Source organism: Streptomyces sp. NBC_00016, from assembly GCF_045040885.1.
Classification (GTDB): domain Bacteria; phylum Actinomycetota; class Actinomycetes; order Streptomycetales; family Streptomycetaceae; genus Streptomyces; species Streptomyces coriariae.
This window is the reverse complement of sequence record NZ_CP108304.1, coordinates 9950257-9965929: the sequence shown is the minus strand read 5'-3', so window position 1 is coordinate 9965929 and position 15673 is coordinate 9950257. Positions and strand designations below refer to the sequence as shown.

Here is a 15673-nt window from a genome sequence, read left to right as displayed (position 1 = left end):
CGGTGGCCCGGCCCCTCGGGGACCATCTCCCTCAGCGGTCGTCGCCGCGCATCGCCTCGAGCACGTCCCGCGCGGCCGTCACTACGTCCGGCCACCGGGGCGACGCCAGATAGACCTCGTCGCCGACGTCACCCAGCTCGTCGACGAGCGGCCCCAGCACCTCGGCCAGCGCCCGCGCGGCCCGCGCCTCGTCCCGGGACCGCAGCACCTCTCCCACGGTCTCCTCGGGGTCCTCCAGGACCCGCGAGTCGTCGAAGAGGACGTGCACGACCAGGTCCAGGTTGTCGACGGCGTCGTCCGGAGCCGGGCCGCGGTCGAGCCACACCCGGCGCTGGTGACCGGTGTCCGCCAGGGACTCCAGCACCGCCACCACGTTGAGCCGCGCGTCCGGGAACTCGACTCCGCTCATCATCACGTCGGGCTGTTCCATGTCTCCCACTTCAGCCAGTCCTCCAGGGGGATGTGTGCCATGTAGGCATTGTGATCGTCGCCGTTGATGGCGCCCTTGATGGGTTTGCCGTCGCGGCCGATCACCCGTCCACCGGAGTTGATCACGACATGGTCGACCTGCTGGAAGGGCTGGGAGTTGTTCAGGTTCCCCTTGTCGATCCTGATGCCGTCCTGCTTCGGCCCGGGGAAACGGTAGCCCACTCCCTTCTTCGTCGGCTTCATCGGCCCGAAGCCCTCGGGAACCTTGTCCAGAACGGTCTCGGGCATCCAGCCGTCGATCTTCTTGACCTCCGGCACACTCGGCTTCGGCGCGTTCTTCTTCGCGGCCTTCTTGAAGAGGTTCTTCAGGAAGTGCCGGGCGAGTCCGGCGAGGTTGAACATGGACGCCGCGTCGGTGAAGTCCTTTCCGGCGTCGTAGTTCTTGGTGTTCTCGTCGACGCCGTGCTTCTCGGTGAACTCCTTGTAGTCGTCGTTGACGCCACAGCTGGAGTTGCCGCCCCAGCACCAGGGCTCGGTGGCGTACTCGACGGCGTCGAGGCCCTCGGTGATGGCGTTGCCGATGCCGCCGAGGATGTCCTTGAAGCTGCCCTGCTCCCGCGCGTCCTCCGGCTCCTTGTTGTCACAGATGCCGTAGTTGCGCTGTATCAGGGGGCAGGAGTCGGCCTTGGCGGAGGCGTAGTTGGCGCTGCCCATGGTCGACATGCCGCCGGAGCTCGCGGACTGGCTCGACCGCCAGCGGACGTAGTTCAGCACGGCCATGACGGCCCGGACGACGGCGACGATCAGCGCGATGAGCGCGCCGAAGAACTTGCCGTCGGGGTCGGCGAAGGTGACCGGGTTGTTGTTGCCGTAGGCGTAACCGTTGATCTGCTGCGCGTCGCTGAAATCGGCGACGGGGTCGACGCTGACGAAGCGCCCGGTGGTCGGGTCGTAGTCACGGGCGCCGAGGTGGACAAGGCCGGTCGGATCCTTGGTGCCGCCGACGAAGTGCTTCTCGCCGACCCAGGCGGCCCCGGCCGCCTTCCCCCGGTCCTCACCGAAGGGCGTCATGTGCCGCCGGGTGACCGCCTGCGTGGCCGCGTCGACCTGCACACTCGCGGTGCCGTTGTGGTCGCTCGCGATCCAGGTCAGTCCGGCCGGCGTGCGCACGGCGACGGTCTGTCCGCCGTGGACGTAAGTGCGGGTGGCCGCCACCTTGCCGCTCGCCCTGTCCAGCCGCAGCTCGGTTTCACCGAGGTACAGAGTGGTGCCGGTCTTGTCGCGCCGGATGAGCCGGCCGCCGTCGGCGTCGTCGAGGAACTCGGTGACCGTTCCGTCGGCCTCGGTGACCTTGTGCAGGGTGTTCTCGGTGTTCCAGTCGAGGTCCTGCGTCCGGCCGCTGACGGTCCGGGTGTCGGTGTTTCCGGCGAGGTCGTAGGTGTAGGCGGTGGCCGCGGTGACCGCGCCGTCCTTCTTGGTCTCGGTCGAGGCCAGTGCGTGCGGACGGGTCTGGTCGGCCGTCTTGTAGACGTACGAGGAGGTGGTCCCGGACAGCTGGTCGCTGACCGTCTCGCGGTTGCCGGCGCTGTCGTAGGTGAACGACTGCCAGTACGCGGCCGGGCCGCCCACGGTGTTCTTGGCCGGCGCTGTGGCGCAGTCGCCGGTCGCGGTCCACGCGGACTTCAGCCGGCGGTGACCGTCGTAGGTGAAGCACTGCCGGTCGCCCGGACTGATCGCCTTCTCCTCGATGTCGACCGGGTTGCCGGCGAGGTCGTAGCGGTAGGCGATGTCGGAGTCCGTGCCGGAGTGTGTCTCGGAGACGACGCTCTGCCGGGCGAGCCGCTTGGTGCCGCTCTCGTAACTGCGGTTGATCTCCGTCCAGTTCGCGGTCGAGGAGACGCCCAGGGTGGTGCGGATCTGCTCACCGGCCGGGAGGTAGTCCGTGTTCTGGACGATGCCGGTCAGGCCCTTGAGGGTGTCCGGCATCCCCTGCTCGGTGTAGCCGTAGTCCAGGACCTCCTGGTCGAGTCCGCCCATCGCGGGGACGGTCCGCTTCTTGAGGCTGCCGTCGGTGTTGTAGGCGTTGGCGATCGTCCACACGCCGGAGGCGCCCGCCAGCCCGCCCTCGCTCTTGCTGATCGTGTACTGCTCGTTCAGGACGCGATAGAGCTTGTCGTACTTGGCGTTGGTCTTCGCGTACACGTCACCGGTCTTGCCGCCGACGTACCGGATCGCGGAGGTCAGCCGGCCCTTGGCCACCGTGTCGTAGGTCCAACGCGCCAGGTACCTGGCGTCCTCGGGAGCCGGCTTGCCGTCGACGACGGGCACCCTGCCGTCCAGGCGGCCGGTCGGGCGGCCCAGCAGGTCGTAGGTGTGGCCGAGGATCACGCCGCGTGCGTCGGTCGTCGACACGAGACGGTCGAGGCCGTCGAACTCGTACGAGGTCGCGCCCGCGTCGGGGTCCGTGGTGCTGTCCTTGTGGCCCAGGAAGTCGTAGCCGAACGCCCAGCGGTTGCCGTCGTCGTCCTTCACCTCGGCGAGCCGGTCGGCGTGGTCGTAGCCGTAGGTGAGGCGGGTGAACGTCGTGCTCACCGCGTTGCCGTCGTACTCCAGCTTCTCGACCGTGCGGCCGCGGGCGTCCACCTTCTCGCGGACGGCCGGGGCGCCGGCGGGCGGTTCGACGAGCGTGGTGTCACCGCTGTAGGTGTGCCTGGTACGGGAGAACTCCTTGCCGTTGGTGAGGACCTTCTCGACCGTGGCCCGCCCGGCACCGTCGTAGACGGTCTCGGTGCCCGCGGGGGGCGCCGTCAGCAGCGTGGCCAGCTCGCCGGAGGCAGGCTTGGTGTCGGTGTAGTCGGCCGCCGTCTCCACGGTCAGGCCGCGGGTGTCGTACTTGGTCTCGGTGACGATCCGGCCCGTGCCGCTCGCGGCAGGCGTCTGGGTCTGGCGCGACCGCAGCAGCGCGTCGAAGATCTCGTACGTGGTGCGGTAGGTCGTGCCGTCGTTGTTCAGCGACTTGCTGGCCACCCACGAAGCGGCCGTGTTCTGCACCTTGTACTCGTAGCGGTAGTTCGGCGCCTGGTCCGCCGACCGGTCGCGGTCGGCCAGCCATACGGCGGACAGCTGGCCGAAGCTGTCGTAGGACAGCTCGGTGCGGTTGCCGTTGGGGTCGGTGGTGGCCGTGCGCACGCCCCAGTCGGGGGCGTACTCCGTGGTGGTGGTGTGATCGAGGGCGTTGAACTCGACGGTCTTGGCCAGCGGGCCGCCGGCCGCCGGGGTGTAGTCGGTGTGGCCGGTGCGGGTGCCCTGGGCATCCCAGGTGTCGGTGGGGCGGCCCAGGGCGTCGAACTTGGCCGTGGCGACGGTCTGCAGCAGGGCGCCGGCGCCGCTGTAGCCGGTGACCCGCTGGACCTTGGTGGCTTCGCCCCTGGTGGGCGCCTTGCCCCAGGCCTGGCCGTCGTAGGACGTGCGCACGTCCGAGATCACGTCGGTGGTCCTGGGATCGCCCGTGCGCTTCGGGGTCTGGTCGCAGCCGGTGGAGACGTGCTCCACCCGCTGGGGGAGGTTCAGGATCCAGGCCGTGGTGTTGGCGGCGTACTCGGTGACCGTGCAGTCCTTCTCGCCGGCCGCGTCGGTCTCCTCCTTCAGCGTCAGACCGGTCTTCGGGTCGTACGTCGTCGACTTCGTCGCGGTCATCTCGCTGCCGCCGGACAGCGCGGTGCGGGTCGTCGAGACGCCGGTGCGGACCAGGTACGCGTTGACCGTGCCGTAGGAGTGCTTGGCCGTGGCCGTCGTACGCGACCAGGGGGTTTCCACCGTCGCGGTCACCTCGGGGCCGTCGACGCCGGCGTAGGTGATCTGCTCGCGCAGCTGGCCGGCGAACTGCTCGGAGTCGGTCTTCGACACGCCCTGGGAGTCGGTGACCGTCTCCTTGCGGGTGGTGCCGTCGGACTGTTTGTCGCCGTCCATGCCCCGGTAGTAGAGGGCGGTCGTCCTCGAGCGGGTGCTCGCCGCCTCACCGGTGGTGGTGTTGACCTTCTGGTAGCCGCGCCAGATGTTCCAGGTGCGGTACTTGGCCGGGGTGATGGGCGACTCGTCGTCGTACCCCCACGCGCCGCCGCCGGAATAGGTGTAGTCGGTCTGCTTCAACGGGGCGCCGCCGGTCGGATCGGACTCGGTGACCTGGGTGACGACGTACTTGTGGAACCAGTCGGTGCGCGGCTGCGGATTCGTCCCCGGCGTCGGGTTGGACGGCGGGATCCACTTCACCGGGTAGCAGCGGCGGGTGTTGGCGTCGAGCTTGGCCGGGACGTCCGTCCCGGCGACGCAGTCCTCCTTGGAGTAGTTCACCGTCAGCTTGGAGCCGGTCTCCGAGGTGACCGTACGCACCCGCCACTTGATGAACGGGACCACGTCGTCGCCGGTCTTGTCGACCCGGTTGTGCAACTGGACGCCGCTGAAGGTGATCGCGGGCAGCGAGACGTCGGCGCCGGTCTTGCCGGTGCGCTGGATGGACTTCAGCCACAGGCCGGGGTCGGAGCCGTCGCCCGGGTCGGGGAAGGACTGCTCCAGATGCCAGGCGTTGACGGCGCGGAAGTCGCTTTCGGCGGTGCCGGCGCCGTCGTGCACCTGGGTGGTGACGTCGGTGAGGCGCTTGCGGGTGAAGAAGGCCGGGCTGGGCTGGTCGGTGCACGGCTTGTCGGCCGCGCAGATCAGGTCGAACGGCACGTCGGGCCAGGCGTTGCGGTTGGCGGAGGTCAGCGAACCGCAGGACTCGCCGCCGGAGACCGGAAGACAGCGTTCGGCGACCGTGAACTTCACCCGGGCGGAAGCCGGCTGGGAGAAGACGGTGTCGCTGCGCTGGCCGTAGTCGATGCGCTTGAGCCAGCCGCCGCGCGTGTACGCGGTGCCGTTGCCGGTGGTGCCGTTCTTGGCGTAGTGGTTGGTCTCCTTGTCGTACCAGTACGTCATCACGTTGCCGTGCGGGTCCACGACGTAGTCGAGGTTCCACCGCCAGGCCTGCGTTTTGGCGCGGCCGCCGAAGGAGTCGCCGGAGGAGTAACCGGGCTCCTTGTCGTCGTCGCCGAACACCGGGACGGTCCATACGGAGTTCGTCTCGTCCTTGCCCGAACTCCAGCCGGGCAGACGGTTCTTGCCGAACACGTACTGCGTTCCGTCGACGCCGGTCACGGTCCAGGACTCGCCCTTGTCGCCGGTGTCACCGTCGTCGCCGTTGGCGGCGCCGGTCTCCCGCACGACGCGCTCACCGTCGTCGCTCTTGGGCCGCCACGTACCGTCGGCGCCCTTCACCAGGGGCGTGGACTTGCCGTTGAGGACGAGGGAGGCGTTGTCCTCCTTCCAGCACAGGTCGTACTTCTTGTCCTGGCCGTCGTCCTCGCAGCTGGAGTACGCCCGCTCGATGTAGGACGCCGGCAGGTCGAAACCCTCGCCGATCCAGGACGGCTGCGCGCCCGAGGAGGAGGTGCGGCCGTCCACGCTCTGCGCGGAGTAGTTGATCGCCAGACTCGGGGCCGGGCCCGCGGGCGCCGGCGGGGTCTGCAGCGGATAGTTCCAGGTGAAGTCGCCGTTGGAGCCGCCCGCCGCCCAGGTGGAGGACGCGGCCAGCGGGGTGGCCTCGTAGCTGCCCTGGTCGGAGGAGGCGGCCGCGGACAGGGCGAGGACCATGGCGCTCTTCGCCTTGGGCGCGGTGACCTGCGCGGTCACCGTCTCCGCCTCGGCGTCGTTCTCGGACGCCACCGGCGTCGTGGTACGGCAGCGCGCCTGTTCCGGCGTGGTCAGCGCGCACTCCGGCAGCCGTACCAGGCGCAGGCGCGAGGACCAGTTGCCGCTGTAGGCGTCGGCGAAGGAGCTGTAGTCGACGGTGGTGGCCTGCGCGCCGCTCTGCGCGGCGGTGACGCTGAAGACCAGGCCGTCGATGCCGAGCCGGTCGGTGGCCCTGCGGTCGAGGACGCGGACCTCCGGGGCGACCGCGGCCGGGGCGGCCGCGCGTATGCCCTTGGCGGTGCGGGTCGCGGCGCGGGGCTGCACCCGCACCGCGGACGCGTCGGGCCACACCACCTTCGCCCGCGCCTTGGCGAGCGTGCGGCGTGCCGCGGCCACCGTCGGGTCCTTCACTTCGAGGTGCTTCGCATCGAAGACCTCGGCCTTGCCGTGCGCCGCCTTCTGCAGGGCGCTGTGGTCGCGGCCCTGGTCCGCCTGCGCCGGCGCGGCGCCGAGCAGACCGGCGACGACCGCCGTGGACACGGGCAGGACGACGGCCGCCAGCCGGCGGCGGGTCGCTCTGCGCCAGGCCCAGTTTTTGGGCAGCAGTGAGCTGTTCCTGGATACCACGTGGGGGTTCTCCCGGATTCGAGACGTTGGTGAGATGGCTCGGAGTACGGCGGCGTACCGGGCGCGCGGCCCGGTACGCCGACCGGAGAGGGACGGGCTACTCGACGGGCACCGGCGGTTCGTCCACCGTCGCCAGCTGGGTGATGTCGGCCTCGGACAGGACGCCCGCGTACACCCGCAGATCGTCCAGCTGACCGGGCAGGGAGTTGCCCCAGCCGCCGTTGTCGTGGCGGCGGGCGCCGCCGACCATCAGCGGACCGGCGGGCTGGAAGGCGTCCTCGCTGAGCACACCGTCCTCGTCGCCCTGCCGCTCACCGGCGAGGTAGAGCTTGATCGACCGGTTGACGCCGTCGTAGACGGCGGTGACGTGCACCCAGCCGTCGGGCGGGTTGACCTCGTCGGAGACGACCGTGGCGCCGGGGCCGCCGACCACGTCGGTCTCGTAGCGGCCGAAGTTCCAGTCGCCGATGGCCTCACCCGCCTCCTGCCGGTACCAAAGGCGGAAGGAGTTGCGGGCCGCGCCCGGGTGGGCGAACACGGTCGGCGAGTGGGCGGTGGTGGTGTCCTCCAACTTGGACTGCGCAGCCAGGTTCACCCAGCCGGCCAGGGTGAAGCTGCCCGACTCGTCGAGCGGCACGGCCGCGGTGGCCTTGCCCGCCTTGGTCTCGTCGAGCTCCAGCACGGAGCCGTGCGCCGGGTCCTCGCTCGCCGCGAAGGCCGCGCCCGTCTCGAGCTGGAGGGTGTGGCCGCGGCCGCTGGCGTCGGCGGCCGTGGTCCCGGCGCTCTCGTCGAACAGCCAGCCGGCCAGCAGCGCGGCCTGCGTCCGGCCGGTGGCCGGATTCTCGGCGTTGGCGATGGCCTCCAGCTCGTTGTCGAAGACCACACGGTTCCATGCCTCGACCTGGTCGAGGTCGCCCTGGAAGTAGTCCGTGTAGGCGCCGCCCGCCTTCATGCGCCCCACCTCGAAGGGGCCCTTGGCCGCCCACGCGGTGGCCGAGTAGGCCGTGGTGGCCTGCAGTCGGCCGTTGACGTACAGGCGCAGCTGCTTCTTGTTCTGGTCGTACACACCCAGCAGATGGGTCCACGCGCCGAGCACCGGCGGCTTCGCCGACTGGGCGCGGGTAATGACCGGGCTGTCGGAGTCGGCCGAGTAGCGGTTGAAGACCCAACGGTCGAGCGACGACGAGTAGTACAGCTGGAAGCTGCCGGCACGGGTGCCGCTCTGTGTGACGACGGTGGAGATGTGGCTCTTCGACGTCAACCGGGCCCACGCGGACACGGTGAAGCTGTTGGTGGTGTCCAGCGCGGGGCCCGCCGTGGCGCCGGCAACGGCGGCGCCGTCGCCGCGCAGACCGCCGGCGAGGCGTGCCGTGCCGGTCCAGGACGCGGCGGTCAGCGTCAGTGGCCGGTTCTGACCGGAGCCGTCGGCGGCTGTCGTGCCGTCGCCGTCGTCGAGGTTCCAGGCGGCCACCGGGCCGGCGCCCTTGGCCGCCTTGAACAGGTAGTCGTAGTGGCTGCCCGGGTTGCCCGCACCGTCGAACGTCTGCACGCGCAGGGTGTTGGTCAGGCGCTTGTCGGGCGCGGCCTCGATTTCGTAGGTCGGTGTGTTGGCCGTGAACGTCTTGCTGCCGAGCGGCACGCCGTTGAGCCACCAGTCGTAGCGCCGTACGCCATTGGCACCCGCGTCCACCTTGAACGCCGCTGTCATGCCGACGCTGCCGTACTCCGGGTCGGCCGCGTCGCAGGTCGTGCCCGCGCACTCCTTGTAGACGGTGGAGGACACCTTCGGTGCGGGCGGGCCCTTGCTGTCCACCTTGAAGTGGCAGTAGCTCGACCAGGGGCCGAACAGCGAGTGGTTCGCGCCCTTCCAGGAGTACTTGTACTCGGTGCGCGCCCGGAACTTGTACACGACGTCGTTGGTGAGGGTGGCCGTGGGCACGGTGCCGGCTGTGCCGCTGTCCGTCCACGAGGACGGTTTCAGCGAGGTCGGCGTGGTGGCGGTGCCCTTGTACAGCTCGAACTCGGGGCGCAGCGAGGAGTTGGAGGCGTCCGCCGAGGTCGGCGTGGCCGTCAGCCGCGGGGTGGTGTCGCGGATCAGCGCGGGCGTGGAGGCCGCCGAGCAGGACACCTTCGGGTCGGACATCTTCACCGAGGACGGCTTGCCGGTGGGCGGGGTGACGTAGGTGATCGACAGGCGGGGCTTGCGCGAGGAGGTCGCGTCCGGGTCGAGCGGCGACATGAACTGCTTCCACGCGATGGGGTCGCCCTCGTCGGCGCGCAGGCCGAGCGTGGTCAGGGTGTCCTTGGCTTTCGCCGTGTACGCCACGGCAGCGGTCGCGTCGAACTCGATGTCGCCGTCGGGGCAGTCGGACGAGTGGCCCTTGGCCGCGGAGACCGTGTCGACCTTCGCGTACCACTTGGGCGGGTTCTCGCTCCAGGTCGTCCTCGACGAGATCTGGCTGGTGCGGTACAGGTCGACGTCGTGCTTGACGCAGTTCGCCGACCAGATCGCGTACGGCGTGAAGGTCGCACCGAGGATCTTCTTCCCGGCGACCTTGCGGGTGTCGAACTGGAAGAGGGAGCGGGCCTTCTTGTTGTCGACGTAGGCGTCGTAGCCGACGCCGAGCGCGTGCTTGGTCTTCCAGAAGCTGGTCCTGGGCTCGTTGGACCAGATCGTCGTCCAGCCCGTCAGCGTCGCCTTCACCGCGGGCGGGTCGAGGACGACGGGGTAGACGGTGTCGTCGTCGGCGAGGAAGTCCTGGTCCGGCGTGATGGACAGGGCATCGCCGGTGACGGCGGTGTCCATGACGGCGGTACGGGAGTCGGGTGCGGCGTCGAGGGTGTCGGCGACGACGGCGGCGGGGAGCTCGGCCGCCGGGCCGATGGTCGTTGCCTTCACGCCGGACCTGGCGGTTGCGGAGGCGGTCGCACCTCCCGATGCGTGGGTCGTCGAAGACGCCGGAGCCCCGCCCGCGTCCCACATCAGCGCCGAGCCACTGGACACGACCGCGTGTCCGGCATCGTCAGCGAAGGTGGCCACTCCCGAGGCGTCCGTATGGACCGTCAGGCCGCGTGTCGCGATCGGGAAGCGCACCCGTTCGAGGCCGGCCTGTGCCGCGGCCTGCCGCGAGTGCACCACCAGGTGGTAGGTGAAGCCGTCCGGATGCACCTGCACGGCGAGGTCCACGCCCGGCAGCACCGACCGGTACACGGCCGATGAGCCGTCGGTCTCGGGCACGGGCAGCGCCCACGGCGACGACACGGCGTACTCCCGGCCGCCGGTCGAGATGCGGGCCAACTGCCGGTCCGCGCCGCCGCCGGAGAGCCGGATGTCCTCCGCGGCGCGCGGGGCGAGGGTGCCGTTCGCCTGCTTCACCAGCGTGGTGTCGATGCCGGTCCAGCGACCGTCTTTGCGGACGCGTTCGGGAGAGGTCGCGCTCTCGGCGGTGAACGTGCCGTCGGGGTTGGCGACGACTCGGCTGGTGGCGGTGGTCAGCGCGGCCACCCCGACGGGCCGTCCCGTGGCGACCGCCTGCTGCGACGCCTGCTGTTCTGCGGTGCTCGCAGGCAGGGAGTCGTCCTCCCAGAACTCCTTGCCCTGCGCTGCCGCGTCGGCCGGCACGCCGGGCCCCTCGGACTGCGGGTCGACGGCGTGCGCCGGTATCCCGCTCCCCAGTACCAGTGCTGCGCAGGCGGTGGTCAACGCCGCGCGCACGGTGCTTCTGCGACGTGGTGGTCGCACAAGTCCCCCTGTGATCTTAAATTTTCTTGATCTTTCTGGTCGGAGGGAGGTTATCCATTGACCTCTCCATGACCAATGGCGAACTCGGAGACAAGAATCACAAGACGCACAGGAGTTACACAGTTTCGGCGGTCGGCGGTCGGCGGCGGCGGTTCGTGTGCGGGATGCGTGTGCGGGATACGGGCCCAGCCCCGCCCACAGGCCACTCCCCCGTCCCACCAGTTCGGCTTCGCAACCGATGGGACGGTGGATTCGGGTCGGTGGTTCGCTCAGCGGACCCTGATGAAGACCACGTCGTAACCGTTGTTCGTGGCACGGGACTTGACGTAGACGCCGTCGCTGTCACCGACGGGATTGCCCGTGTTGCCCTCGACGGTGGTGAAGGACGATCCGGAGACCGTCCGCACGATGCCTATGTGCTCGTTGCCACCGGTGAAGTCGCTGCCACCATCCCAGTCGAAGGCCACGATGTCGCCCGGCTGCGGGGCTGTCGTCACCGACAGGTGGTAGTTGCCGGCCCGTGCCTGCTTGACCCAGCCCGAGACATAGGAGTTGCGGTAGGAAGTGGCCCCGGTCTGCTTGGCCACCCAGCTCACGAAGGTCGCGCACCAGGCGTAGTTGCTGGTGGAAAGCGACAGGCCCACGGCCGACCCGTAGCTGTTCGCGCGGGCACTGCCCTCGACGGTGCCGGCCTCGCCCTCGGCCACGTCGAGGATCTTGGCGTACCCGCCGCCGGGCGGGGGCGACGACGGCGGGGTGACCGCGCCGTACAGTGCCGCCTTGGTGTTCGATCCCACGTGGCCGTCGACCGAGAGACCCTTCTCGGCCTGGAAGTCCCTGACGGCACTGTCGGTCAGCGAGCCGAAGTCGCCGTCGACGGCGAGATCGGCACCGTGGTGGTTGAGCAGGCTCTGCAGCTCGGTGACACAGCCGCTGCGCTGCCCCTGCACGATCTCGTTCGGGCAGGAGGCGGAGTTCAGGTCGACCGGCGCGGGTGCGCCGTCGCCGCCACCCCCGCCGATGTTCGAGTACAGGGCGGCCTTGGTGTTCGGACCGACCTCGCCGTCGGCGGCGAGACCGGTCGCGGACTGGAATGCCTTGACGGCCGCCAGGGTCGCGGGGCCGAACTCGCCATCGACGTCGAGCTGCCGGCCCTTGCCGTTCAGCAGCGCCTGCAGCGTGGCGACGCAACCGCCGCTCTGCCCCTCCACGATGTTCTGCGGGCAGGACGCCGACCTCAGGTCCAGGCTCGTCGACGGCGACTCGTCGGTGTCGTAGAGGGCTCGCTCGGTGTTCGCGCCGACCTGACCGTCGGCCGTGAGGCCGTGGGCGGACTGGAAGCTGCGGACGGCGCTCGCCGTCCCGGCGCCGAAGTCGCCGTCCACGTCGACCGCGTAGCCGTGGTGGCGCAGCAGGCGCTGCAGTTCGGTGACGCATCCGCCCTTGTCGCCCTGGACGACGTTCGCCGGGCATGAGGAGGACAGAAGGCTGATGGGGGCGGGTGCCGAGCCTCCGGTCGCGTACAGCTTGCTCTTGGTCGCGGGGCCCACCCGCCCGTCCACGGCGATCGCGGTCGCGGCCTGGTACTCACGGACCGCGTAGAGCGTGCTCGGCCCGAACTGACCGTCCACCACCAGACCGGCGCCGTGCGCGTTGAGCAGGTTCTGCAGCTCCGTGACGCAGCCGCTCACCTGGTCCTGCACGATCTCGGTGGGGCAGGACACGGAGGTCAGCTTGATCGCGACCGGCGCCGCCACCGCCGGTTCGGCACCGAGCACGATGCCGGCCGAGACCATTGCCGCGGTGGCTGCGACGGTGCCGATCCGGATCCGCCACCCTGTCGTGGAGCGGAGGGCGCCCCGGTGCCGTGTGTTCTCGTCCTCGGCATGAGCGCGGAATGCGAGTCTTCCCATGGCTGTGAGCTCTCTCCTTCGTGGGTCGATCGGCTGTGCACAGGTGGCGAGACGAGAGTGGAGCGCAAGACGCGAGGGCACCACCGATGCGGCGGAAATGACGTCATGACGGGACGATCCCCCGCTCTGACCTGCTGAGAAGCCGGCTCAGGTGACGGCTCGGCGGGACGGTGACGGCCAGAGCCGACGAGGGAGACGACCAGGCCCTCCCAGACGAACTGTCCGCTGCGCCAACCCGGTTCCCACCAAAACTCTCCCCCACCGAGGCCCACATCGACGAGGATGTGGCAGGTCCGACGGCAGGCCCAGCAGCAACCGTGCGGCCGCTCACCCGAGTTCGACCGCGTGAACCGGCCCGCCGCCTGCTCCGGGTCGACCGACCAAGAGAGCAGAGCATGATCGCCACCGTCCTTGCCGTCATCGGGACGCTCCTCGGATCAATCGCCTCCGTCGGCTCCGACCACCGCCGGGCCTTGTGGATGCGCGGGGAGGCCCGGCTTCGCGACGCCAGCAACGATGAGCTGGAAGAACATCGTTCCTTCACCGAGTTCTCGTTCCTCGGTGAAGCGGGAAACTCGGCGTCGACAACAGAGCAGCAGTCCTCTCCGAGGCCGCCCGCCGAGGCATTCTCGACCTCGGCCCGTAGCGTGGGGCGGGCCATCTCGACTGTCACCCCGCCGCTCTCGGACATGATCGGTACGGTGATACCCGGAACAGCGAGAGGGGCGGCGGGACCGTGAGCGAGCAAGCGGGGATCGGGTCGGCGAAGGAGGCCGCGGATCACGAGTTGATCCTGGCCTTCGGACGGCTGCAGGGGGCGGCCAACCGGCTGGAGTACATCCTCGGGCGCGCACTCGAAGAGGAGTGCGGTGTCAGCCATCTGATGTTCGAGGTGCTGCTGATCCTCGGGCGGGCCGGCGCGCCGGGCCTGTCGATGCGTGCCATCGCCCAGGAACAGGTCCTCACCACGGGCGGCGCCACCCGTCTGGTGGACCGCATGGAGGCCGCGGGTCTGGTCACGCGTGCGGATTCCCCCGACGACCGGCGCGCGAAGCTGGTGCGGCTCACCCCGCTGGGCGAGGAGACGACGGTTCGCGCCTCACGCGTGCACGTGGAGAACATCGAGCGGTATTTCGTGGAGCCGCTTCCGGCCGAGGACCGTCGGCGGTTCGCCGAAGACCTTCGCCTCCTCAGCCACTCGGCCCGGGACGTGTTGCCCCGCCTGCCCTGACCTGCGCCGAGGGGCTCAGCGCTGGGCGTATGAGATCAAGCCTGCCCATGTGGCGCAGGTCACAGCCGCGCCGAAATACCTGACGAGTCAGTTACTGTTTCCTCAGGTGAATCGCTCGCATGAGGTGGGCGCCACACCCTGGCGAGGTCGTCGATGAAGCTGGTCTACGTTTTCGATCTACTTCGACGGGCACGACCTGTCCGCCGCCGCTGCCACCTACCGTCAGGGCGCCGAAGCGGCCGGACCGGACGCCGCCGTCGCGGTCGCCGCGTTCCGAGCGCCGCAGGCCCAGAAGGCGGCAGCGGCCGACTTCCGCCGGACCGCGCGGTGGGGCGTCACCGCCTTCCCCACACCACTCGCCGTCGACGGCTCGCGCACCGTCACCCTGGCCCGCGGCCACGCCACCTCCGACGAGGTCGACCACCGCCTCGCCGTCGCACGCACCGCTCGCACGTCCTGAATCTCCGCCCGCAATCCCGCCCCGCAATCCCGCCCCAGGAGCACTCATGAGCACGCTGTCCTTCAAGGTCCTCGACCTTGACTTCCCCGCAGGCATCAAGAACAAGACCGCCACCCTCGTCACCGGCGAGAGCGAGGCGCTGCTCGTCGACGCCGGCTTCACCCGCGCCGACGGCCACCGACTGGCCGCCGAGGTACTCGACTCCGGCAAGAACCTGACCACCGTCTTCATCAGCCACGGCGACCCCGACTTCTACTTCGGCGCCGAGATCCTCGCCGACGCCTTCCCCGACGCCAGGTTCGTCGCCACCGACCACGTCATCGAGCACATCCAGCACTCCTACGAAGGCAAGCTCAAGGCATGGGCGTCGCTCGGGGCGAACCTGCCCACCCGCCTCGTCGACATCGAGCCGCTGACCGACGACATCACCCTCGAAGGCCACCGCTTCCACCTCAGGGGCGGCGGAGCGGAACTGCCCGACCGCCACTACCTGTGGCAGCTCGAGCACCGTGCCCTTCTCGGCGGCGTCCTGCTGTTCCAGCAGGAGCACGTGTGGGTCGCCGACACCGCCAGGCCCGAGCAGCGGGCCGCGTGGATCGACCTGCTGGACGACATGGCCACCCTCGATCCGCAGCTGGTCGTCCCCGGTCACCGTCTGCCGGGCACCCCGGCCGACGCGTCCGCCATCACGGCCACGCGTGACTACCTGACCGCCTTCGAAGAGGAGCTCGGCAAAGCCGCCGACGCGGCCGCGCTGACCGACGCTCTCGTCCGGCGCCACCCCGACAACGGCATGCTGATCGCCGCACAGATCGGTGCGAAGGTCGCCAAGGGCGAGATGGCATGGGGGTGACGGCCATGACCACGCCGAGCAACACCGAATGCGCGAACTCCGACGCCCCCGCGGACATCGTCCGCCGGCAGTACCTGGCCTCGGCGGCAGGCGATCTGGAGGCCCTGCGCGCCACCCTCTCCCCCGACGTGGAGTGGACCGAGATGGCCGGCTTCCCACTGGCCGGTACGTACCGCACCCCCGAGGGCGTCACCTCCGGTGTCATGGAAAGGCTCGCCCTGGAATGGGACGAGTGGATCGCGCACGACGACACCTATGTGGCCGACGGCGAGAACGTCGTCGTCCTCGCCCGCTACACGGCCGCGAACAAGGCGACCGGAAAGCGACTCGGCGTCCGTGTCGCCCACCACTTCGTCGTTCGTGGCGGAAGGATCGTCCGCTTCGAGCAGTTCGTCGACACCGCACTCGTCCGTGACGCGATGACGGGTTGAGAGCAGAGGGCTGACGGACTGACGGACTGACGGACTGAGCAATGCTGCAGCTCCCGTGCCATGGCCCATAGCGCACCTCGTGCACGGAAGCTGATGCCCTCACGCCGCGGCGTGAGGGCATCAGCTATTACTGACCGACGCGAGTCGGTGGCATCGGCATCCCTCGGGTGGCATCCGCGGCACGCGCCTGCCAACCCCTGTGAGGGGCCCTGTCGCCTGGAGATGACGTACCGGCTCGCGCGCAATCACCACAACGCTATGGA

Annotated in this window: 8 protein-coding genes; 4 read left to right on the top strand and 4 right to left on the bottom strand. The window is 69.8% G+C overall.

Annotation, left to right across the window (positions count from 1 at the left end; genetic code table 11):
* Positions 1 to 31: 31 nt before the first annotated feature.
* The 4 genes from OG933_RS43835 to OG933_RS43820 form a co-directional block, all read right to left on the bottom strand.
* Positions 32 to 430 carry a hypothetical protein gene (locus OG933_RS43835; RefSeq protein ID WP_405633111.1) on the bottom strand — a complete coding sequence of 133 codons (399 nt, stop codon included), beginning with the start codon at positions 428 to 430 and terminating at the stop codon, positions 32 to 34.
* The gene (locus tag OG933_RS43830; RefSeq protein ID WP_405633108.1) at positions 412 to 6780 is read right to left on the bottom strand and encodes an RHS repeat-associated core domain-containing protein; all 6369 of its coding nucleotides are present in this window, start codon (positions 6778 to 6780) and stop codon (positions 412 to 414) included. Before OG933_RS43830 ends, OG933_RS43835 begins: the two co-directional genes overlap by 19 nt.
* A gap of 97 nt (positions 6781 to 6877) precedes the next feature.
* Positions 6878 to 10495 (bottom strand): LamG-like jellyroll fold domain-containing protein, encoded by a 3618-nt coding sequence (locus tag OG933_RS43825; RefSeq protein ID WP_405633106.1) that lies wholly within the window; start codon positions 10493 to 10495, stop codon positions 6878 to 6880.
* A gap of 296 nt (positions 10496 to 10791) precedes the next feature.
* Positions 10792 to 12435: a peptidoglycan-binding protein gene (locus tag OG933_RS43820; RefSeq protein ID WP_405633104.1), complete on the bottom strand. Its 1644-nt coding sequence runs from the start codon at positions 12433 to 12435 to the stop codon at positions 10792 to 10794.
* Between the two features lie 395 nt (positions 12436 to 12830).
* Here OG933_RS43820 and OG933_RS43815 point away from each other — a divergent pair, with 395 nt between their 5' ends.
* From OG933_RS43815 to OG933_RS43800, 4 genes are all read left to right on the top strand, one after another.
* Positions 12831 to 13175, top strand: a complete 345-nt coding sequence (locus OG933_RS43815; protein WP_405633101.1) for a hypothetical protein — start codon at positions 12831 to 12833, stop codon at positions 13173 to 13175.
* The gene (locus OG933_RS43810; RefSeq protein ID WP_362534820.1) at positions 13172 to 13666 is read left to right on the top strand and encodes a MarR family transcriptional regulator; all 495 of its coding nucleotides are present in this window, start codon (positions 13172 to 13174) and stop codon (positions 13664 to 13666) included. Before OG933_RS43815 ends, OG933_RS43810 begins: the two co-directional genes overlap by 4 nt.
* Before the next feature lie 506 nt (positions 13667 to 14172).
* Positions 14173 to 14979 (top strand): MBL fold metallo-hydrolase, encoded by an 807-nt coding sequence (locus tag OG933_RS43805; RefSeq protein WP_405633098.1) that lies wholly within the window; start codon positions 14173 to 14175, stop codon positions 14977 to 14979.
* Positions 14970 to 15410: a nuclear transport factor 2 family protein gene (locus OG933_RS43800; protein ID WP_405633096.1), complete on the top strand. Its 441-nt coding sequence runs from the start codon at positions 14970 to 14972 to the stop codon at positions 15408 to 15410. The genes OG933_RS43805 and OG933_RS43800 overlap by 10 nt, the downstream gene beginning before the upstream one ends.
* Positions 15411 to 15673: the final 263 nt, after the last annotated feature.